This window comes from Streptomyces sp. NPDC002602, from assembly GCF_042889445.1.
Taxonomy (GTDB): domain Bacteria; phylum Actinomycetota; class Actinomycetes; order Streptomycetales; family Streptomycetaceae; genus Streptomyces.
Window position 1 is genome coordinate 418643 of record NZ_JBIAQX010000004.1, and the last position, 20321, is coordinate 438963.

The 20321-nt window shown below is 72.6% G+C and carries 15 protein-coding genes; 5 read left to right on the plus strand and 10 right to left on the minus strand.

Annotated features, from left to right (window positions below; genetic code table 11):
- Positions 1-34: 34 nt before the first annotated feature.
- From ACFYW3_RS15010 to ACFYW3_RS15020, 3 genes are all read right to left on the minus strand, one after another.
- The gene (locus ACFYW3_RS15010; protein WP_389386473.1) at positions 35-1174 is read right to left on the minus strand and encodes a nitric oxide synthase oxygenase; all 1140 of its coding nucleotides are present in this window, start codon (positions 1172-1174) and stop codon (positions 35-37) included.
- Between the two features lie 219 nt (positions 1175-1393).
- Positions 1394-2047, minus strand: a complete 654-nt coding sequence (locus ACFYW3_RS15015) for a response regulator transcription factor (RefSeq protein WP_351751216.1) — start codon at positions 2045-2047, stop codon at positions 1394-1396.
- Entirely contained in the window at positions 2044-3036 is a 993-nt protein-coding gene (locus ACFYW3_RS15020) for a HAMP domain-containing sensor histidine kinase (protein ID WP_389386474.1), read from the minus strand. Before ACFYW3_RS15020 ends, ACFYW3_RS15015 begins: the two co-directional genes overlap by 4 nt.
- A gap of 313 nt (positions 3037-3349) precedes the next feature.
- Here ACFYW3_RS15020 and ACFYW3_RS15025 point away from each other — a divergent pair, with 313 nt between their 5' ends.
- On the plus strand, positions 3350-3820 hold the full coding sequence (locus ACFYW3_RS15025) for a cation:proton antiporter regulatory subunit (RefSeq protein ID WP_053678243.1): 471 nt from the start codon (positions 3350-3352) through the stop codon (positions 3818-3820).
- Between the two features lie 4 nt (positions 3821-3824).
- Positions 3825-5087: a cation:proton antiporter gene (locus ACFYW3_RS15030; protein ID WP_389386475.1), complete on the plus strand. Its 1263-nt coding sequence runs from the start codon at positions 3825-3827 to the stop codon at positions 5085-5087.
- A 22-nt stretch (positions 5088-5109) separates the two neighbouring features.
- Here the strand turns inward: ACFYW3_RS15030 and ACFYW3_RS15035 are convergent, their stop codons facing one another.
- Positions 5110-6612: an FUSC family protein gene (locus ACFYW3_RS15035; RefSeq protein WP_351751320.1), complete on the minus strand. Its 1503-nt coding sequence runs from the start codon at positions 6610-6612 to the stop codon at positions 5110-5112.
- A 303-nt stretch (positions 6613-6915) separates the two neighbouring features.
- A complete protein-coding gene (locus tag ACFYW3_RS15040) occupies positions 6916-7374 on the minus strand; it encodes an Lrp/AsnC family transcriptional regulator (RefSeq protein WP_351751212.1) in 459 nt (152 codons plus the stop codon).
- Between the two features lie 90 nt (positions 7375-7464).
- Here ACFYW3_RS15040 and ACFYW3_RS15045 point away from each other — a divergent pair, with 90 nt between their 5' ends.
- Positions 7465-8469, plus strand: a complete 1005-nt coding sequence (locus tag ACFYW3_RS15045; RefSeq protein WP_351751210.1) for a DMT family transporter — start codon at positions 7465-7467, stop codon at positions 8467-8469.
- Positions 8462-9667, plus strand: a complete 1206-nt coding sequence (locus ACFYW3_RS15050) for an aromatic amino acid transaminase (protein WP_389386476.1) — start codon at positions 8462-8464, stop codon at positions 9665-9667. Before ACFYW3_RS15045 ends, ACFYW3_RS15050 begins: the two co-directional genes overlap by 8 nt.
- A 108-nt stretch (positions 9668-9775) precedes the next feature.
- Here the strand turns inward: ACFYW3_RS15050 and ACFYW3_RS15055 are convergent, their stop codons facing one another.
- The gene (locus ACFYW3_RS15055; RefSeq protein ID WP_389386595.1) at positions 9776-13264 is read right to left on the minus strand and encodes a M28 family peptidase; all 3489 of its coding nucleotides are present in this window, start codon (positions 13262-13264) and stop codon (positions 9776-9778) included.
- A gap of 153 nt (positions 13265-13417) precedes the next feature.
- Between ACFYW3_RS15055 and ACFYW3_RS15060 the strand changes: the two genes are divergently transcribed.
- Complete coding sequence (locus tag ACFYW3_RS15060) at positions 13418-14377, plus strand: LysR family transcriptional regulator (RefSeq protein WP_351751207.1); 960 nt, start codon at positions 13418-13420, stop codon at positions 14375-14377.
- 61 nt (positions 14378-14438) lie between these two features.
- On the opposite strand, the gene ACFYW3_RS15065 is transcribed toward ACFYW3_RS15060, so the two are convergent.
- The 4 genes from ACFYW3_RS15065 to ACFYW3_RS15080 all read right to left on the minus strand — a co-directional run bounded on the left by ACFYW3_RS15065 (position 14439) and on the right by ACFYW3_RS15080 (position 20249).
- Positions 14439-16526, minus strand: coding sequence for an FUSC family protein (locus tag ACFYW3_RS15065; protein ID WP_389386477.1), 2088 nt, complete (start codon positions 16524-16526; stop codon positions 14439-14441).
- 45 nt (positions 16527-16571) lie between these two features.
- On the minus strand, positions 16572-16988 hold the full coding sequence (locus ACFYW3_RS15070; RefSeq protein WP_351751204.1) for a universal stress protein: 417 nt from the start codon (positions 16986-16988) through the stop codon (positions 16572-16574).
- Positions 16989-17084: 96 nt separating this feature from the next.
- The gene (locus tag ACFYW3_RS15075; RefSeq protein ID WP_351751202.1) at positions 17085-18593 is read right to left on the minus strand and encodes an APC family permease; all 1509 of its coding nucleotides are present in this window, start codon (positions 18591-18593) and stop codon (positions 17085-17087) included.
- 126 nt (positions 18594-18719) lie between these two features.
- Entirely contained in the window at positions 18720-20249 is a 1530-nt protein-coding gene (locus tag ACFYW3_RS15080) for an FAD-binding oxidoreductase (protein WP_389386478.1), read from the minus strand.
- Between the last annotated feature and the right edge of the window lie 72 nt (positions 20250-20321).

Below are 20321 nucleotides of genomic sequence, written 5' to 3' on the forward strand. Positions count from 1 at the left end.
CCGGATCCGTTCGGAGCCGACGGTAACAGAAGGTCTAGACCAAATCCCGCCCTTGGGCCCTTTCTTGCGCGCCGCGGTGGTGGACGTAGGCCGTCGCGCTCGCCCGGTCCTCGTACGTGCGGTGGAACACGGGGGTCGCGGAACCGGAGATCGGCGGCACGATCCAGGACCAGTCCGCCCCTACCGCCCGCCCCTTGCGTTCCTCCCGTTCCAGGTGGGAGAGGAAGCGCCGGGACTCGGTGTGGTGGTCGGCGATGGTCACCCCGGCCCGGTCGAAGGAGTCCAGCACGGCCCGGTTGAGCTCGACCAGGGCGCGGTCCTTCCACAGGGAACGGTCGCTGGAGAGGTCGAGGCCCAGCCGGCGGGCGACCGCGGGGAGGAGGTTGTACCGGTCGGTGTCGGCGAGGTTGCGGGCTCCTATCTCGGTGCCCATGTACCAGCCGTTGAACGGCGCCGCCGGGTAGTGGATGCCGCCGACCTCCAGGCACATGTTGGAGATGGCCGGGACGGCGTGCCAGCGAAGCCCCCAGTCCGCCCAGTCGTCGGCTACGTCGGGGTGCCGGATCGGGACCTCCAGCACCGCGTCCGCGGGGGTCTCGAACCAGCGCGGCTTGTCGTCCACGCCCTGGACCACGAGCGGGAGGAGGTCGAAGGGGGTGCCGGGTCCGCCGGGCCAACCGAGGCCCAGCAGGGCGCCGGTGAGCGGGGCGTTGCGGGCGTCGCCGACGGTGATGGAGGGGTGGTCGCCGTACCCGGCGTACCGGACCAGTTGCTCGCTCCAGATCAGCGGGCCGGGACGGCCCGGGGCGTCCGGGGCGAAAACGGTGATGGTGGGCCGTACCCGGCCGCGGTTGGTGGCCTCGCGCAGGTGGGCGAAGCACTCCTCGGCGACGTCGTCGGCCTCGGTCAGTTCGCGGCGGTCGCGGACCCGCAGCGAGTTCCAGTAGAGCCTGCCTATGCAGCGGTTGCTGTTGCGCCAGGCGACGCGGGCACCGTGCACCAGTTCCTCCGGGGTGTGTCGGTAGGTTCCGGTGCCCGCGAGTTCGGCCCGTACGGCGGCGAGTCGAGCACGCGGATCACCGGCTTCCGGATTCTCCCGGTGGAAGAGTCGGATGAACTCCTCGGCTGCTTCCCACACCTGAGCGGTGTCGGAGCGCTGGTGAAGAATTTCCATTCCGGGCCGTTACCCCCCGTTCGACCAGATCCACCCGGTACGTGCCGGATGAACGTGCATTCACCGATCACCCGTTGTACATCTCGCAGGTCAGCGGCAGGGATTCCTCGCCAGGGGAACACTCGTCCGAGTGGTCTTCGGGAGGCGGGCCACGAGAAGGTCGGGGTGCGGAGTAAGATCCGCCGCGATTCGCCGAGTTGTGCGGCTCGGCGACGGGGGTCACGGCTCGATGAGGCCGACGCGGATGGCGTAGCGGGTGAGTTCGAGGCGGTCGCGCAGGCCCAGCTTCTGCAGGATGTTGGCCCGGTGGCGTTCCACGGTCTTGGCGCTGATGACGAGCAGGTCCCCGATCTCCTTCGAGGTGTGGCCCTCCGCGACGAGCTTGAGGATCTCCTCCTCGCGTTCGGTGATGGGCCGGGCCGGGAGGGGGTCGCCCTGGCGGGCGCGGTCGAGGTAGCCGCGGATGAGGGCGGTCTCGGCGCCGGGGTAGATGAACGGTTCGTCGCGCAGGACGGCCCGGCAGGCTTCCACGAGGTCGCGGTCGGCGACGGACTTCAGGACGTACCCGCCCGCGCCGGCCCGCAGGGCCTCGAAGAAGTACTGCTCGTTGTCGTACATGGTGAGCATCAGGATCCGCAGCCCCGGCCGGAGGCGGGCCAGTTCCCGGGCGGCCTGCAGACCCGTCTGTCGGGGCATGGCGATGTCGAGGATGGCCAGGTCCACGTCGGTGGTGCGGGCCAGGGCGACGGCCTCGGCCCCGTCGGCCGCCTCGGCCACGACGGTGAGGTCGGGTTCGGCGTCCAGGATGAGCCGTACGCCGCCCCGCACGAGGGCGTGGTCGTCGGCGAGCAGGATCCGGGCCGGTGCGGTCATCGGGCGTTCTCCCCGGGGTCGGTGTGGGTGTGGGTGTGGGCGGTGTCGGTGGCGGTGGCGGCGACCGTCAGGCGTACGTCGGTGCCGCCGGCGGCTCCCGGGGCGACGGACAGGTCGGCGCCGATCAGCAGGGCGCGTTCGCGCATGCCCTGGATGCCGGCGCCCTCCGGCGCGGCCCCGACGCCCCGGCCGTCGTCGTGGACCAGCAACACCACGCCGCCGCCGGGTCGCGGGCGCAGGTGGAGTGCGACGCGGGTGGCGCCCGCGTGCCGGGCGGCGTTCGTCAGGCCCTCTTGGGCGACGCGGTACAGGACGAGTTCGGTGGCGGGCGCCAGGGCCGGAAGTCCCGGGGTGATGTGCGCGCTCACGCCGAGGCGCGGGGTGGTGAACTCGGCGACCAGCGACCGCAGCGCGCTGTGCAGGCCCAGTTCCTCCAGGACGCCCGGGCGCAGGCGTCGGGCGATGCGCCTGATCTCGTCGAGGCCGGCGCGGGTCGTCTCCTGGGCCTGACGCAGGTCGGCGCGCACGGGTTCGGGGACCCGGTCGGCGGCGTGCTTGAGCTGGAGGAGCACGGCGGTGAGGGTCTGGCCGACCTCGTCGTGGAGTTCGCGCGCGATGCGGTGGCGCTCCGCCTCCAGGGCCGACAGGACGCGGCCGCTGCTGGTGGCCCGCTCGGTCTCCAGCCGGTCCAGCATGCTGTTGAAGGTCTCGGTCAGCTCGGCGATCTCGCCGCGGCCGGTGACCCGGGGACGCCGACCGGGACGCAGCAGGTCAGCCGTGGCCATGGCCCGGGTGAGGCGTTGCAGCGGGGCCAGTCCGATCCGCAGGAGGACGGCGTTGGCGACGAGCATGGCCACCAGTCCGCAGAGCAGGACGAGCGCCTCCCCGAAGAGGACCGGGGTCGAGACGGTGACCGGACCGAAGAGCAGCAGCACGGCCACGACGAGCACGGCGGCGTTCAACAGGAAGATCCGCCAGTACAGCGACATGGGAGCGCGCCTCTCTCGTCGAACGTCCGTCCCACTATCGCCGCCCCCGCCTCCACCACCCGCATCGGCCGCCGACCGGGTCCGGCCCGAGCCCCGTCGCGGGGCCCCCACCCGCGGCGGGATCCACTTCCCCGCCCCACCCTCACCGCTGCGGACCCGTCCTGTCCATCCGTGCCGACACCCATTTCACGCGCCTTCGGAAAGTGGCAGCATGGGCCCGCGCCGAGGCCCGTGACCTGCCCGAACACGCCTACGGCGGCCCCACGGCAACCACGGATGGATCAAGGGGGAACGGGCTGTGCCTGCTCCACGGATGAGTACGACACCGCTGCCCGGCATCGGTGTCCAGTACGACCTCACCACGCGCGAACACCGCCACCTGTCGGTGATCGCGCACCGGGACGGCACCCGCACGGTGAACGTCTACCGGGCCGACGACCCCGACGCCTGCGCCCAATCGCTGCACCTGACCGGGCCGGAGACGGCGTCGCTGATCGACGCGCTCATGCCGGCCCACCACAGTCCGAACGTCCTGCACACCACCGATCTGGGGCTGGTGGCCGAACGGATCGAGCTGTCGGCGCACTCCCACTGGAACGGCCGGGTGCTCGGCGAGACCCGGATGCGGACCGAGACCGGCGTCTCGGTGGTCGCCGTACTGCGCCGCGCCGAGGCCCGCCCCTCCCCCGCGCCGGACTTCCGCCTGGCCGGCGGGGACACGCTCATCGTCATCGGCACCCGCGAGGGCGTCGAGGCGGCCGCCGCGATACTCGGACGGGAGTGAGGCCGTGCACTCCGCTGTCTTCCTCATCGAATTCGGCGCGATCATCCTCGGCCTGGGCCTGCTCGGCCGGGTCGCGGGGCGCCTCAAGTTCTCCCCCATCCCCCTGTACCTGCTGGCCGGGCTCGCGTTCGGCAACGGCGGACTGCTGCCGCTGGGCGCGAGCGAGGAGTTCGTGGCGATCGGCGCCGAGATCGGCGTCATCCTGCTCCTGCTGATGCTGGGCCTGGAGTACACCGCCAGCGATCTCGTCTCCAACCTCAAGACCCAGTACCCGGCGGGGCTGGTCGACTTCGGCCTCAACGCGGTGCCCGGCGCGGTCGCGGCGCTGCTCATGGGGTGGGGCCCGGTCGCGGCCGTCGTCCTGGCCGGGGTCACCTGGATCTCCTCCTCCGGTGTCATCGCCAAGGTGATGGGCGACCTCGGTCGGCTCGGCAACCGGGAGACGCCGGTCATCCTCAGCATCCTGGTGCTGGAGGACCTGGCCATGGCCGTGTACCTGCCGATCGTCACGGCGCTGCTGGCGGGGGTGAGCCTCGCGGCGGGCAGCCTGACCCTGGCCATCGCGCTCGGTGTCGCCGGGGCGGTCCTGTTCGTCGCCGTCCGGTACGGGCGGGTGATCTCCCGCTTCGTCTCCAGCGACGACCCGGAGAAGCTGCTCCTGGTGGTCCTCGGGCTGACCCTGCTCGTCGCGGGCGTCGCCCAGCAGCTCCAGGTCTCGGCGGCCGTCGGCGCGTTCCTCGTCGGCATAGCGCTGTCCGGGGAGGTCGCCGAGGGCACGCACACGCTGCTGAGTCCGCTGCGGGACCTGTTCGCCGCGGTGTTCTTCGTCTTCTTCGGCCTGCACACGGATCCGGCCAGCATTCCGCCGGTGATCCTGCCCGCCCTCGCGCTCGCGCTCGTGACCGCCTGCACCAAGGTCGCCACCGGCCACTGGGCCGCGCGGCGGGCCGGGGTCGGCGTCAAGGGGCGCTGGCGGGCGGGCGGCACCCTGGTGGCGCGCGGGGAGTTCTCCATCGTGATCGCCGGGCTGGCGGTCACCGCGGGCATCGAGCCGGCCCTCGGGCCGCTGGCGACCGCGTACGTGCTGATCCTGGTGATCGTGGGGCCGCTGACCGCCCGCTACACGGAGCCGTTGGCGGTGTACCTGACCGGGCGGCGCGTCAGGCCGGGGCCGCTGTTGGCCTCGGTGCCCTCCCCGGCGAAGTCGCCGGAGGGCGTGTCCGAGGCGGTGCCGGAGCAGAACCAGGATCCGGCCGGGCGCGCCTGAGTGGCGGCCCGACCGGTCTCGCTCAGGCGCTGACCAGGGGGCCGCGCGCGGGCGTGCGCAACGGGGCGTCGAGCTGGGTCAGGAGCCGCTCCAGACCGTGCAGGTGGGCCAGGGCGTGCTCGCCGGCGCGCTGCTCGGGGATCAGCCCCGCGGCCGTTCGGCCGTCGGCGCCGGCCGGTGTCCCGGGCGAGATCAGCGCCTCGACGGCGCTCTCCACGCGCCGGCAGGCCGCCGCGAGCCGGGCGTCGTGGCCGGCGTCCGGGTCGGCGGCCACCGTGACCAGGCCCCGTACCTCCGTGGCGCACTCGTCGAGGAGGGACAACACGTGGCGCGCCCGTGCCTTGCGAGCCGTGTACGGGCTGAGCGGGTGGACGAGCGGGGCCAGGGAGAGCCGTACCCGGCCCAGCAGCAGTTCCAGTTCGGCGGCGTGCGGGGCCGGGTCGGCGAGCGGTGAGCCGGCCAGTCGGGCGGCGGCCTCGGCGGTGCACGTGCGGACGCAGAGCAGGGCGCGCTGGATCCAGGCGTCGTTCGTCGCGTGCGTGGTGACGGGCAGGACGAGGATCACGGCGAGCGCCGCGCAGACCGCGCCGACGGCCGTCTCCTGGAAGCGCAGCACGAGCAGGGCGGGGTCCAGGACGCCGAGGAGGCCGTAGAGCAGGCCGGCCATGACCGTCACGGCGAACATCATCCAGCTGTACGAGACGGGGGCCGTGTAGAAGATCCCGAAGACGCAGACGGCGACCAGCGCGGCGGTCGGCGCGGGCGCCCCGTCCAGCGGGATGGCGACGAGCAGGCCGACGCCGATGCCGATGACCGTGCCGAGGACCCGGCGGAAGCCGCGCACCAGGGTCTCGCCGCGCGAGGCCGTGTTCACGAAGATCCACCAGACGGTGCCGACGGCCCAGTACCACCGGTCCTCGGACAGCACCTGGCCCACGCTGAGCGCGACGGCGCAGGCGGCGGTGGCCTGGAGGGCCTGTCGGGTGGTGGTCCGGGCGAAGCCGGTGCCGGGCAGGCCGGGCGGGGCCGGGGGCGGCGGGGTCCGGCGCTCGATCGGCCACAGGACGAAGCGCACGGCGCCGGCGGAGAGCAGTGCCAGGCCGACGGCGGCGAACAGTTCGGGCAGTTGGGCGGGGACCGCGTGCAGGAACTGGGTGATGAAGAAGCTCATGAAGGCGAAGACCCCGAGGGCGTGGCCGCGCGGGCCCCAGCGGCGGGCGTAGACCCCGGCGAGGACGACGACGAGAAACGCCGCGTCACGCGCGAGCGTGATGCCGTGCAGGGTCGTGGCGAGGGCCAGTACGGGGAATCCCGCCAGCGGCAACAGGGCCGTGGTCACCCGCTGGGCGCGCACGGTGGCGTCGAGGACGGTGAACAGGGCCAGCAGGGCGGCCAGCCCGCCGGTGATGGAGGCGGTCAGGGACAGTCCGGCCAGTTCGGCCGAGGCGACGGCCAGGCCGATGCCGATCACGGCGCGGAGCGCGTTCCTGAGTCTCATTCGCCCCGGGTCCGGAGCCACGAACATCCTCTTCACGGCGGTGTGCCGCCCCCCTCGATACGACGCACGCCGGTCCCGCGGCCGCCCGGGGGTGGTGGGCGGTGTGCGGGCACGGCGAAGGCGCCACGGTCCGGAGCGGCCTCGTCGCCGTCCGGCGCTGCGTGGCGCCGTAAGTACATGGATACGACACAGATAACCATCCCCGGGCCCACTGGCTCAACTCGGGCCCGGATCACTGGGCCATTGGCCCTGTTCCGGGCTCGGGATGTGGGCCGGCGCGTACCAAAGGCCCGGCGTCGCAGCCGTGACCCGCCGCGACCGGGGCGGGATTCAGGCGGGGCGGGGGTAGGTGCGGGACTGTTTCACGCTGCCGTACGCGAAGCTCGACTCGATGGAGGCGATGCCGGGGATGGCGTGGATCCGGTCGCGGACCAGGGCCTCGTACGCCTGGAGGCTCTCGATCACGACCCTGAGCAGGTAGTCGCTGCTGCCCGCCATCAGGTAGCAGTCCTGGATGTGCTCGATGCCGCCGATGTGCCCTTCGAAGATCCTGACGGCCTCGCTGGTGTGGCGTTCCAGCCGGATCCGGACGAAGACCGTGATGGGGAGCCCGAAGCCGACCTGGTCGACCATCGCCGTGTAGCCGCGGATGAGGCCGGCCTCCTCCAGTCGGCGAACCCTGCGCAGGCATGGCGAGGGGGACAGTCGGACGCGGTCGGCCAGGTCCTGGTTGGACAGCCGGCCATCGGCCTGCAATTCGCGAATGATTTGCAGATCGACTGCGTCCATCGGTTCTCCTTGGCAGATTCTGCCCCAAACCTATGTCTGGGAGGCAGAACTGGCAATCGGCTGCCCCGGCTCAGGCCCTAGCGTTGCCTGGTGGCCGATTCCGGCCCCCTCATGCTGGAGGAACCCTTGGTCACGCAGAGCGTCCTGCCCGCGACGGCTCCCCCGCGCGGGTCCGTCGCGCGCCGGCTCTCGCCCCAGGCACGGGGCACGGCGGCGCTGGTGGTGACCGTGCTGATCTGGGCCGCCTTCGCGCTCAGCGCCCGGGCCCTGAGCACCTCGACCCTGCTGCCCGCCGACGCGGCCCTGCTGCGGTTCGGCGTCCCGGTCCTGGTGCTGGCGCCCGCGCTGTGGCGGCGGCGCGCCCGGATCGCGGCCGTACGCCCGGCGGCCGCCGCGAAGATCATCTGTGGGGCGGGCGTCCCGTTCTTCCTCGCCGCCATGCAGGGCGGCTCGCTGACCTCGGCGGCGTTCGTCGGGTCGATCGTTCCCGGCATGGTCCCGCTGTTCGTGTCGGGGCTGATGGTCGCCGGCGGGCGCGGGATGCCCCGGGGGACCCAGGCGGCCGGACTGGCGCTGATCGCCGCCGGTGTCGGGGCCCTCGTCTGGCGCCACGTCGTCCCGCTGAACACGGACGTGCTGAGCGGCTCGGGGCTGCTGCTCGTGGCGAGCGGGCTGTGGGCCCTGTACACGGTGGGCCTCAAGGAGGTCGATCTCGATCCGGTCGGGTCGATCGGGCTGCTGTGCCTGCCCTCGGTCACGGTGATGGGCCTCCTCGTCCTCACGGGCGTGCTCCCCACCGGCATGGCCTCGGCGACGGGCGGCGACATCCTGCTGTTCCTCGTGGTGCAGGGGCTCGGGGTCGGGCTGTGCGCCGGCCTGCTCTACGCCTACGCCATCCGGGCGCTGGGCGCGGAGCGCAGTTCCGTCGTCGGGAGTCTGAGCCCGGTCGCCGTGGTCCTCCTCGCCATACCCCTGCTCGACGAGTCTCCGACGCTCGCCGTGCTCGTCGGTGTCCCCCTCATCACCACCGGCGTCGTCCTCGCCAATCGGCGCTCGCGCCCCCGATCCCAGCCCGAGGTCCCCGCAGATGCTTGAGCTCCTCCTTCCGCCGCCCGTCGACCCGCTCTGGGACCTGACCGAGGCGTTCTGGGCCGACGCACGGCCCGAGCGGCTGAACCTCGTCCTCGGGGTGTACCGGGACGAGACGGGCGGCACGCCCGTGATGGCGGCCGTGCGCGAGGCCGAGATACGCCTGGCGGAACGTTCCGCCTCGAAGGAGTACCGCGGTCTGTCCGGCAACACCGCCTTCAACCGCGCGATGGTGTCACTGGTGCTGGGGCCCGGTTTGGGCGCGGCCGAGGCGCCGGCCGAGCGGGCCGTCGCGGTGCAGACCGTCGCGGGCAGCGGGGCCCTGCGCCTGCTCGCCGACCTGATCTGCCGGACCCGTCCGGGCACCACCGTGTGGATCAGCGACCCCGCCTACGTCAACCACCGGCCCATCCTGGAGGCGGCCGGACTGAACGTGCGCACGTACTCCTGGGTGGACGCCGAGGGCCGCCACGACACGGCCGGCATGCTGGCGGACCTGGCGCGGGCGCGCCGCGACGACGTCGTGCTGATCCAGGGCTGCTGCCACAACCCCAGCGGGGTGGACCCGTCCCTCCGGGACTGGGAGGCGTTGGCGTCGCTCGCGGAGCGTGCCGGCTGGGTTCCGTTCGTCGATCTGGCGTACCACGGGCTCGGCGACGGTCTGGAGGCCGACCTGGCCCCGACGCGCATGCTCGCCGAGCGGGTGCCGGAGATGCTCGTCGCGATCAGTTGCTCCAAGAACTTCGGCCTCTACAGCGACCGCACCGGTTGCGCCGTCGTCATCGGTTCCTCCCGTGCCTCGCTGCGGCACGTGGAGACCGCCCTGCAGAACGCCGCGCGCACGCTCTACTCGATGCCGCCGGAGCACGGGGCCGCCATCGTGACGGCGGTCCTGGAGGACGAGGGACTGCGGGCGACCTGGCGGGCGGAGCTGACCGCCATGCGCGACCGGATCACGGACAACCGGCGCGATCTGGTCGCGGGCCTGGAGGCGCTCGGCTGGGGTTCGCAGGCGGACGTGCTCGCAGGGCAGAAGGGCATGTTCTCGATGCTGCCGCTCGACCCGCGCCAGATGCTGCGGTTGCGCGGCGGATTCGCCATCTACGGGACCACCTCGGGCCGGATCAACATCGCGGGCATCCCCTCGCACCGCATCCCCTGCCTCGCGCGGGGTGTGGCGGCGGTGCTGGCCGAGTCGAACTAGTGCTGTCGTCGAAGTCCCGCCCGGCCCGCGGCGCGAACGCCGCGGAGCGGCACGCCCCCCGGCCGGTCGGCCGGGGGGCGTGCCGCTCGTGGGCGGGAGCCCGGGACGTCAGCTCACCTGGAGGGTGACGTCGTCCACCACGAAGGAGGTCTGGAGGGACTGGTCCTCGACCCCCTGGAACTGCAGGGTGACGGTCTGGCCGGCGAACCGGGAGACGTCGTAGGTCTTCAGCGCGTAGCCGGAGTTCGCGTTCACGTTGGACAGCGTCTCCAGCGTCTGGCCGCCCACCGAGACCTTGAACGTGTCGTAGACGACGTTCTCGTTCTCGTCGGTGTCGATGTGGAGGTAGAAGGAGAGTTGGTGGACGGAGCAGCCCGCCGGGATGGTCAGCGACTGGGAGGCGCTGTCCGTGCGGCTGGTGCCCCAACCGTTCAGCCATGCCTTGTACGAGCCGCCGTGCGGGGTCTGGCCGGCCTGGTTGGTGATGACGTCCGAGGAGGCGGTCCAGGGGCTGGAGCCGTTCTCGAAGCCGCCGTTGACCACGACCTGGCGCGGGGTGCAGGTACCGCCGCCACCCCCGACGGTCAGGGTGTAGGTGGTGCTGTGGCTGGTGGTGCCGGTACCGGTGACGGTCAGCGTGTACGTGCCCTGCGCGGTGCCCGCGCCGACCTGTACGGAGAGCGTCGAGGACTGGCCGGACTGGACGGAGGTCGGGCTGAGCGTGGCGCTGACGCCTGAGGGCGCGCCGGAGACGGACAGGGCGATGGTCTGGGCCGCGCCGCTGACGGTGGCGGTGTTGACGGTGGAGGTGACGCTGCCGCCCGGGTTGGCGGAGCCGGCCGCCGGGGAGGTGGCGAGGGAGAAGTCCTGGGCGGGGGTCTCGCCGCCCACGGCCTGCTTCCAGATCGCGTAGGCGACGCCGTCGGCGCTGCGGTCGAGGACCGTGGCGCTGATGTTGTTCGTGGTGTCACAGGCGCTGTGGTAGCAGGAGTCGTACGCGGAGTTCGCGGTGCCGCCCCACTTGGTGGCCTGGGCGGATGTCTTGCGGGCGCTGGCGCCGGCCGCGTAGCCGGAGGTGGGGATGCCGCCCTGCTGGAAGGAGTAGTCGTCGCTGCGGCCCTGGCCCTCGACGTTCTCCTCGGGGGCGAGGTTCAGCGAGGTCCAGTAGGCCTTGAGGGGGGTGGCCGCGGCGGAGTTGACGTTGTTGATGAAGTAGCCGCCGTTGGTGGAGCCCACCATGTCGAAGTTGTAGTAGGCCTTGATGGCGGTGCGATCGGCGCTGCTGAGCCGGCCCACGTAGAACTCCGAGCCGTTCAGGCCCTGTTCCTCGTCGGTCCACCAGGCGAAGCGGACGTGCTTGGTCATGGTGGGGTTCTTCTGGGCCAGGACCAGCGCGTTCTCCAGCAGGGTGGCGGAGCCGGAGCCGTTGTCGTTGATGCCGGGGCCGGCGGAGACGCTGTCGAGGTGGGCGCCGAACATGACGGTCTGGTCGGCGGGGCCGCCGGGCCAGTCGGCGATCAGGTTGTTCGACGGGTAGGTGCAGGAGGTGCAGTTCTGCTCGGTGACGGTGAAGCCGGCGGCCTGGAGCTTGCCCTTCACATAGGCCAGGGACTGGGTGTAACCGGCGCTGCCGGCCCGGCGGTTGCCGCCGTTCTGCGAGGCGATGGTGTTGAACTGGGTCAGGTGCGCCTGGACGTTGGCGACGCTGATGTTCGGCGGGTCGTTGCCGGGCTGGGTGCCGCCGACGTTGAGCGTGTAGTCGACGGTGTGCGCGAGGCTCGGGCCCTGGCCCTTGACCACGACGGTGGAGGCGCCGGGTGCCGCGCTGGAGTTGGCGGAGAGGGTCAGCGTCGAGGACTGGCCGGACTGCACGGTGGCCGGGTTGAAGGTGGCCGTGACGCCCGCCGGCAGGCCGGTGGCGCTGAGGGTGATCTGCTGGGCCGATCCGGTGGTGGTGTTGGTGGCCACCGAGGTGGTCACGGAGCCGCCCTGCTGGACGGTGCCGGCGGCCGGGTTCAGGGCGAGCGAGAAGTCGTCGTTCTGTCCGCTCGGGGTGCAGGTCGGGTCGGCGCTCTGGGCGGGCACGCTGATGGCGTCCCAGGCGGCCTTGGTCTTGTTGAACAGGTTGCAGGTGGTCGGGTCGAGCGACTTGGCCGAGCTCAGGGTCGCCGTCCGGTACTTCTTGTACGACATGCCGCTGGTCTTGAGCAGCATGCCGCCGTAGAAGATCTTGCCGGCGTTCTGGACGCCGACGCCGGTCAGGGTGCTGGAGTTGCAGGTGCTGCTGTTGGGCTTGCCGCCGCCCGGGTTGGTGCCCTCGGCGAGCAGGTAGAACCAGTGGTTGAGCGGGCCGGCCGCCGCGTGCACCTCGGTGCCGGGTATCGCGGAGCTGTAGCAGGCCGGGTCGTTGTTGACGGCCGGCGGGTTGTACATGTTCCGGATCGGTCCGCGGCCCTGGAGGTTGATCATCTCGCCGACGGTGTAGTCCGGGGTGTCGTACGGGGACGGCTCGTTGACGTACGCCTCGGTGAGCGCGCCGAAGATGTCACCGGTGCCCTCGCCGAGCCCGGCCTCCTGGCCGCTGGTGCCGCCCGGGGTGTTGGAGTCGATGGCGTGCCCGTACTCGTGGCCCACCACGTCGATGCCGGCGATCCACTCGTTCGCGGTGTTGCGGCCGATGGTGACGGAGCTGCCGTCCCAGTAGGCGTTGAGGTCGCTCAGGCCGACCTTGCCGGGGAAGCTTCGGCCGTTCCCGCTGACGCCGTTGCGGCCGAGCCACTGGCCGAGCATGTCCCACTGCTTCTGGGCGGCGAACATGAGGTCGGTACAGCCGGTCTCCTTGGAGGTGGCGCTGGTGCTGCCCCAGGAGTCGGAGGACTTCGAGAAGACGGTGCCGGTGCTGTAGTCGGCGCAGCTCAGGCCGGTGCGGTTCGGGTCGCGCAGGGTGTAGGTGCCGCCGGAGGCGGTGGTGTCGATCGTGAGCGGGCTCGGGCCGTTCCACTTGCTGGTGCCCGTGCCGGCGACGACCTCGTCGTGGCGGTCGACGATCTTGCCGGTGCGGGCGTCCACGAACACGTGCAGCTTGCTCGGGGCGGTCCTCGTGCGGCCGGAGAGGACGGTCTCCCAGGCCAGGACCGGCTTGTCGTCCTTGAGTCGGACGACCAACCGGCTGTCGAGGACCTTGTCCACCGAGGCGAGTTCCGCGCGGGAGGTGGCCTCGGCCGTGCGCGCGCCGACGGTCGGGGTGGTCGCCACGTCGATCACGGTCGTGGAGGCCGATTGGAGGGCGCGGACCCGGCCCTCGCCGTCGGCGAGGACGACCGCGTCACCGCCGACGACCGGCAGGCCGCGGTAACTGCGTTCGTAGGCGACGGAGTACAGGTCCCGCACCCAGGGGGTGACCAGGCGCCGGTCGTACTGCTGTTGGGGAGAGTTGACGAGGGTGTCGAGTCCGCTGCGGACCGCCGCGTCGGCGGCGGCGACGGCCCGGGCGGCGGATCCGGTGGGTTGTCCCTGCTGCTGGGGCGTGGCCGAGGCGGTGCCGGCCAGCGCGCCGGCGAGGCTCGCGGTCAGCGCCATGGCGGCCACGGACGCCATCCATCTGGTGGGCTGCAAGAGTCCACTCCGATCGTGTGTGTGGGGGGTCTGGCTGCGCCGAGTATGGGCGTGGACATGGCGAGATTGGGACATCCCTGCCGGCATAAGACCCGCGTTATGGTGCCGTGGGGTCACCCTGCGTAAGCTGCCCGGATGCAGCTGGAGTTGAGACATCTGCAAGCCGTCTGCGAGATCGCCGAGGCCGGCAGCCTGGGGGGCGCGGCGCGGCGGCTGGGCATCTCACAGCCGGCGCTCTCGGCCCAGTTGCGCAGGATCGAACGGGTCACCGGCGGCGAACTCTTCGTCCGGGGCCGACACGGCGTGGAACCGACCCCGCTGGGCCAGTTCGTGCTGGCCAAGGCGCGCCGCGTCCTCAACGAGATGGACGCGCTCGGCGCCGACACCCGGGCCATGTCGACCGACGATCCGCTGCGGCTCGGCTGCATCATGCTCGTCCTGCTCGACGGCCTGCTCGCGCGCACCGATCTGGCCCTGTCCGGGCGGGAGATCACCGTGGACCTGGAGGACTCGGTGACGGCACTGGTGCGCATGCTGGGCGCGGGCCGCTACGACGTCATCGTGTACGGCGAGGTCAACGACCACGTGGTTCCGTTGCCCGGCGGTGTCCTGGCCCGGACCCTGGTCCCCAGGGAGCCCTTCTGCATCAGGATGTCCGCCCGGCACCCGTTGGCCCGACGCGAGGACCTCGAACTGGCCGAACTGGCCGACGAGCAGTGGATGACCCTGGTGGAGGACGACGACGGCGGCCCCGAGGCACTGATCGAGGCCTGCGCGAAGGCGGGGTTCACCCCGTCACTGCGCTACCGGATCATCGACCGCAAGATGCGGCACGACCTGATCGCCGCAGGCCGCGCCATCGCGCTCAGTCAGCCCACGGCCCCCGTCGTGGACGGCACCGTCATGCGCCCCCTGGTCGGCACCCCGATCACCGGACGCATCCGACTGGCCTGGAACCGCTCCTCGGTCTCCGCGCTCCAGGCGGACGTCCTGTACCGCGCGGCGGCGGGCTCGTACCTGGCCAACATCGACAACCACCCCTTCCACCGCGCCTGGTGGGACGCCCACCCGGAGGTCCACCCGGCCCTCGACTGAACCGGGGCCGTCGGCGGGCCGGCGGGACCGGAGACGGGCGGAAGCGGCGCGACCCGGGCCGTCAGCGGGCGGCGGCGACCCGCGACGACGGGTCCGTGTCCAGGAGCGCGAGGTCCGTGGTGAGGTTGTCGAGCCAGGCCATCGCCGCGAAGAACACGGGCGCCGCCGTGGCCGGTTCGGGGCGGCGCAGGGCCCGCTCCGGGGGCGCCGACGGGGGCCTGGGCGCGCCGGCGCGGTCGGCCGCCTCCCGCAGCCCGGCCGCGACCCACGTTCCGTACTCCCGGATCCCGGCCGCCTCGACCGGCCCGAGCGGCAGGCCGTCGGGGCTGTTCAGGACTCGCCGGGAGCCCCAGAGGACGTGGTGGCCCACCATCAGGGCGGCCTGCCAGTCCTGATGGGGTGCGGCCGGCCGCTGGCGTTCGGCCTGGTACTGGGCGAACGCCGTCTCCGCCATGGTCAGGGCGTGCCGCACCCGCATGTCCTCGGGGCCGGGCGGCGCCCCGGTGTCACGGGTGGTCACCTCGACGTCGTCGGCCGCGGTCCGCAACAACTCGGCGACCGCGCGCTGGAGTTCGTCGTGGGCGCCGCGCGGCCAGGCCAACACGCCGCAGACGATGCCGATCACGCTGCCGATGAGCACGTCCAGGAAGCGGACCTCGGCCAGTTGCCAGGTCACGGGCGACAACTGGGCGAAGACCATGGCGACGACCAGGGTGAACATCGCCTGCGCCCAGCCGACCCCCTTCACCGGCCCGACGATGAACGTGACCAGCATCAGCGGCGGCAGCATGACCTCGTAGACGGTGGTCGCCTCGCCCGCGAGCCCGAGCACGGTACCGGCGGCGAGCGCGCCCAGGCTGGTGCCGATCAGGGCGGTCCGTACGGTGCCTCGGGTGGCCACGGCGGTGGTCCGGGTCAGGCTGACCACGGCGAGCATCGCCCAGAAGCCGTGCGGGAGCGAGTCGACCCCGGCCACGGTGCGGGCGACGGCGAGGGCGACGGCGAGCCGGACGGCGTTCTGGAAGTGCACGGACCTCGGACCGCTGTGCCCGGCGATCCGGTGCCACCACAGTCGGGCCGTGCTCTGTCGGGCGTACCAGAACCGGTCCGCCGGGTCGCCTTCCCGCCCGGCCGCCCGGCCGTACACGGCGAGTTCCGCCGCCGAGCGCAGGACGAGCGCGGCGTCGGCGATCTCCAGCAGCGCGGCGTGCCGGGGACCGGAGCCCGGCTCCGAGATCGGTGTGTCGGCGAGCTCGGCCCGCAGCCTCCACAGGGGCGCGGAGTCCGTCGGGGGCGGGCTGCCCTCCCGCAGCAGGACGGCGGTGCCGTCGGCCGACTCCCGCACGGCCCGTACGACGCGCAGGCCGGGCTTCCGGGCGGGCCGCCCGGACACCGGCGCGGGCAGGTTGCGGAGCCGGGCCAGCAGGGTGCGGGCCGCGAGCCCGGTGTGGGCGAGTCCCCGCTCCCGTACGCCGGGGCCGGCGGGCCGTTCCGCCTCCGGGACCTTGGAGGGGCGCAGGGTCTCCGCGACGGCCTTGGACCGTTCGGCCTCGGCGGCGGGCAGGGTGTGGGGCGGGCGTTCCAGGTCGGTCGCGCAGCGGGCCGCCTCGACGGCGGCGTCGGCGGCCCGGTCCCGGTAGCCGGGCACGCGCGGGTCGGGCAGGACGTACCGCTCGGCGAGGATCAGCAGGACCAGTCCCACGAGGGTGCCGCCCAGCCGCTCCGCGAGGTCGTCGGGGGCGTACGGCGGGAAGCTCGGCAGGATGTACATCAGCTGGAGCCCGGGGGCGGCGCCGGCCGGCCGGGGCCCGCCCGCCGCGGCGAAGGCCAGGCAGAAGCCGATGACGAGCATGCCGGCGACCGCGGTCCAGGTCCGCACGGCCAGGAAGGTGCCGATCACCACCAGCACGCAGGTCACGGGCAGGACCCGCACCATGACGACGGCACGCTGCCGGCCGGTGCCGGGGATCCGGGCCAGGCCCGCCAGGGCGACGGCGGCGAAGAGGGCGTAGGTGGCACCGACGGGCCGGTCCAGGCCGTACAGCAGCACGTAGAAGGCGAGGCAGGCGGCGAGGGTGACCCGGACGGACCGGCGCGCGGCCGCCGGCACGGCGCCGGTGCCCGTCCGGAGTTCCTCCAGGGCTCGCACGGTTTCAGCGTCGCACGGCCGGCGCCGGCGGGACATTCGGAGGCGTCAGTGCTCCGTCGGGACACACAGCACGGGGACCGGCGACAGGTGCAGCAGCTTGTGCGGGGTGGAGCCGAGCAGGGCGCCGCGGATCGGGCTGTCCCCCCAGGTGCCGACGATGACGACGCGGGCCCCGTGGCGTTCGGCGGCGTCGAGCAGGGCCTGGGCCGGTTTGTCGTCGACGACCTCCACCGTCGAGGGGACTCCGGCCTCGTCGGCGGCCTCCACGGCGTGCGCGAGGGCGCTGCGGCCGGCCTGGCGGACGGCTTCGCGGTGGGCCCGGTACTCCTCCCCGGTGGCGCCGGGCGCGTTCGCCCCGTAGACCAGCACCAGGGGTTCACCGAAGGCGGCGGCCACCTCCAGGGCCACTCGCAGGGCGCGTTCGGCGCCGGGTGATTCGTCGTACCCGAGGACCACGGACATGGGAGACCCTCCGCTTCAGGGCTGCTTGGGCTTCGCTGCTTCGGGCTTCGGTGCTGTTCGGGCTTCGCTGCGTCGGGCTCCGGTGCTGTTCGGGCTTCAGTGCTGTTCGGCGTGGACGAGCGCGGGGTCGGCGACGCCGCGTCGCTCCTGCCAGAACCGGCCGTCCCGGAGCCGCCAGAAGCACATGACGAGGACGCCGACGACGGCGATGCCGATCCCGATGACCAGGGGCGGTCCCAGTCCGAACCAGGAGACGCCGCCGGCCGAGTTGGCCGGGTTCGCCATGTCGCCGATCGACTCCACGAGCAGCCAGGACAGCAGTGCGGCGCCGACCAGCGGGCCCAGACCAATGAGCAGGAAGTTGTGCAGGCTCTCGGTCAGGTGGCGCCGGTAGTAGATCACGCAGGCCAGGCCGGTGAGCGCGTAGTAGAAGGCGATGAGCAGGGAGAGGGCCGTCAGCGAGTCGAGCAGGGCGTTCTCGCTGAGCTGGTTGACGACGAGGTACCAGGCGATGGCGATGCCGGCGACCCACCAGGTGCTGACGTCCGGGGTGCGGAACCGCGGGTGGATGTGGGCGAGCCCCGGGGGCAGCGCGTGGCGGCGGGCCATGGACAGGGCGGTGCGGGAGGCGGGGATGATCGTGGTCTGGGTGGAGGCGAGGGCCGAGGTGCAGACGGCGAGGAGCACCACCCAGTCCCAGCCGCCCATCACCTCGTGGGCGAGGACGGCGAAGACGGCCTCTTCCTCGCCCGCGTTCTCGGCGAGGAAGGCGGTTCCGGCGTAGGCGACGACGGCGAAGCCCACGGACAGGTAGGTCACGAGCAGCACCACGGTCGACCAGATGCCCGCCTTGCCGGGCGCGGTGGCGGAGTTCTCGACCTCCTCGGTGAGGTTCACCGCGGATTCCCAACCCCAGTAGATGAACACGCCGAGCAGCAGTCCGCCGGTGAGGGCGGCGCCGCCCGCGCCGAAGGGGTTGAGCCAGTCGATGCTCGGTTTGATCGAGTCGAGGGTGCCGGTGCCGGCGTAGACGCGGTAGAGCGCGACCACCGCGAAGGTCAGCAGGAAGAAGACCTGGGCGATGATGAGCACGTCCTGGAGCCGCGCCGACATCTCGGTTCCGATGACGCAGACGGCCGTCATGGCGAGGATCACCAGGACGGTGAGGGTCTGTCGGATCACCGGGTCGGTCGCCCAGCCGTCGAGGCCGGCGGCGAGCAGGCCGAAGTGGACGGCCACGTCGGCGAGCGAGCCGATGACCAGCACACCGGTCATGGCGATCGCCCAGCCGCCCAGCCAGCCGGCCCACGGGCCCATGGCCCGGGTCACCCACGAGAAGGTGGTCCCGCAGTCCTGGTCGACCTTGTTGAGGTAGTAGAAGGCGGCGGCGATCAGCAGCATGGGGACGAAGGACGCCAGCATCACGCCGGGTGCGTAGATCCCCGCCAGCGCCACGATCGGCCCGATGACGGCCGCCAGCGAATAGGCGGGCGAGGTGGAGTTGAGGCCGATGACGAGCGCGTCGAGGAAGCCGATCGCGTCGGCTTTGAGCCCCGCCTCCGGGATGTCGCTCGCCGGTCCGCCGGCCGTGCCGTCCTGGGCCATGTACGCATCCTCACGCACCCGGCACCGCCGCGCGAGGCGGGCGGCGGTGCCGGTGGGCCGGTCAGTGGGCCGGTCGGCGGTGGGCCGGTCGGTGGGCCGGTCGGACCGTGGCGGGGTGGGGCGCCGTCAGTCGACGGCCTGGGCGAAGCGGAAGAAGCGGTGCGGGTCGTAGGCGCGCTTGACGCTCCGCAGCCGGGCGTAGTTGCGGCCGTAGTAGGCCTCCCGCCAGTTCGTGAGCGCCGGATCCATGTAGTTCTGGTACGAACGGCCGCTGGAGCGCGGGTACAGCGTGGCGTAGCCGCCGTCGACCCAGGCCTGGGCGCGTTCACGGTCCTGCGCGGCGGGGTCGCCGACGGGGAGGCCGACCTGGAAGCCCGCCTCGAAGAGCACGTCGCGGTGGACGAACGCGGTGGCGCCGGGGGCGACCTCGTTGATCCGGCCGCCGTACGAGAACAGGCCCAGGAAGCGGAACTGGCCCGGCCGCGGATCGCTCCGGAGGACGTCGAGGGCGGCTTCGGCGGTCGCCGGGGTCCAGCGCCGGTCGAAGTACGCGTTGCGGTAGGTGGCGTAGCTCTCCCGGGGCAGCGTGGCCCTCGGGGAGTAGCCGATCCGGTGGCATTCCTCGACGGTGGCGTCGGCGCAGCCGTACACCTTCATCATGGCCTGCTGGTACGGGAGCTGCGCGGCCTCGCGGCTCGTGGTCGGCCGGCCCGCCGAGGCGATCAGCCGGTCGAGGTGTCGGTTCGCGGCGGCCAGGGCGCCGACGTGGGCGCCGGAGACGACGACGGTGGGGGCGGTGCCCTCGGGTGAGTCCGCGGGGAGGATGACGAACAGCTCGGAGGCGAGTTCGCGCGGTGCGTCGGCCATCCAGTCCTGCCAGGCGAGCAGGACGTCGGCGGCGTGGGCCCCGTCGTAGGTGAGGGTGTAGACGGTCATCGAGGGCGCGTCGACGGGGCGCAGTTCCAGGTCGGTGACCACCCCGAAGTTGCCTCCGCCGCCGCCGCGCAGGGCCCAGTACAGGTCCGGGTGCTCGGCGGCGGAGGTGTCGACCACCGAGCCGTCGGCGAGGACGACGCGGGCGGAGACCAGCCGGTCGCTCCCCATGCCGAAGGCGCGCGCCGTCAGTCCGAGGCCGCCGCCCTGCACCCAGCCGCCGATCGCCACGGTGGGGCAGGTGCCGGAGCCGAGCTGGATGCCGAGGGGAGCGAGGGTGTTGAGGATGTCGACGCCCTGGCTGCCGGGGCCGAGCCGGACGGTGTTCCGGCCGGGTCGGATGCTGTTCAGCCGGGAGACGTCGATGACGAGTCCGGTGGTGGTCGAGTAGCCGGCCTGGCTGTGGCCGCCGCTGCGAACGGCGGCGTGGAGCCCGTGGTCCTGGGCGAAGCGGACGCAGTGGGCCACGTCGGCACTGTTGGCGCAGTAGGCGACGGCCTGGGGGCGGATCGCGTCGTAGCGGGCCATCTGGAGCTGTTTGGCCAGGTCGTACGTGGGGTCCTGGGGCAGGACCAGTCGGCCGGTCAGCCGCTCGCGCAGGCGGGCGAACGGGGCGCCGCGGTCGCTGGCGAGGGCCGCGGTCCCGAAGGCGGTGCCGGAGGCGAGGAGGCCGGCGGCCCCGGTCGCGGCGCCGGCTCTCATGAGTGTGCGTCTGCTGATCATGCGGATGGCTCCCCCGGTGGGCACGGTGAGGTGAATGTGGTGGGTGGTGAGGTGAATGTGGTGGGTGCGGTG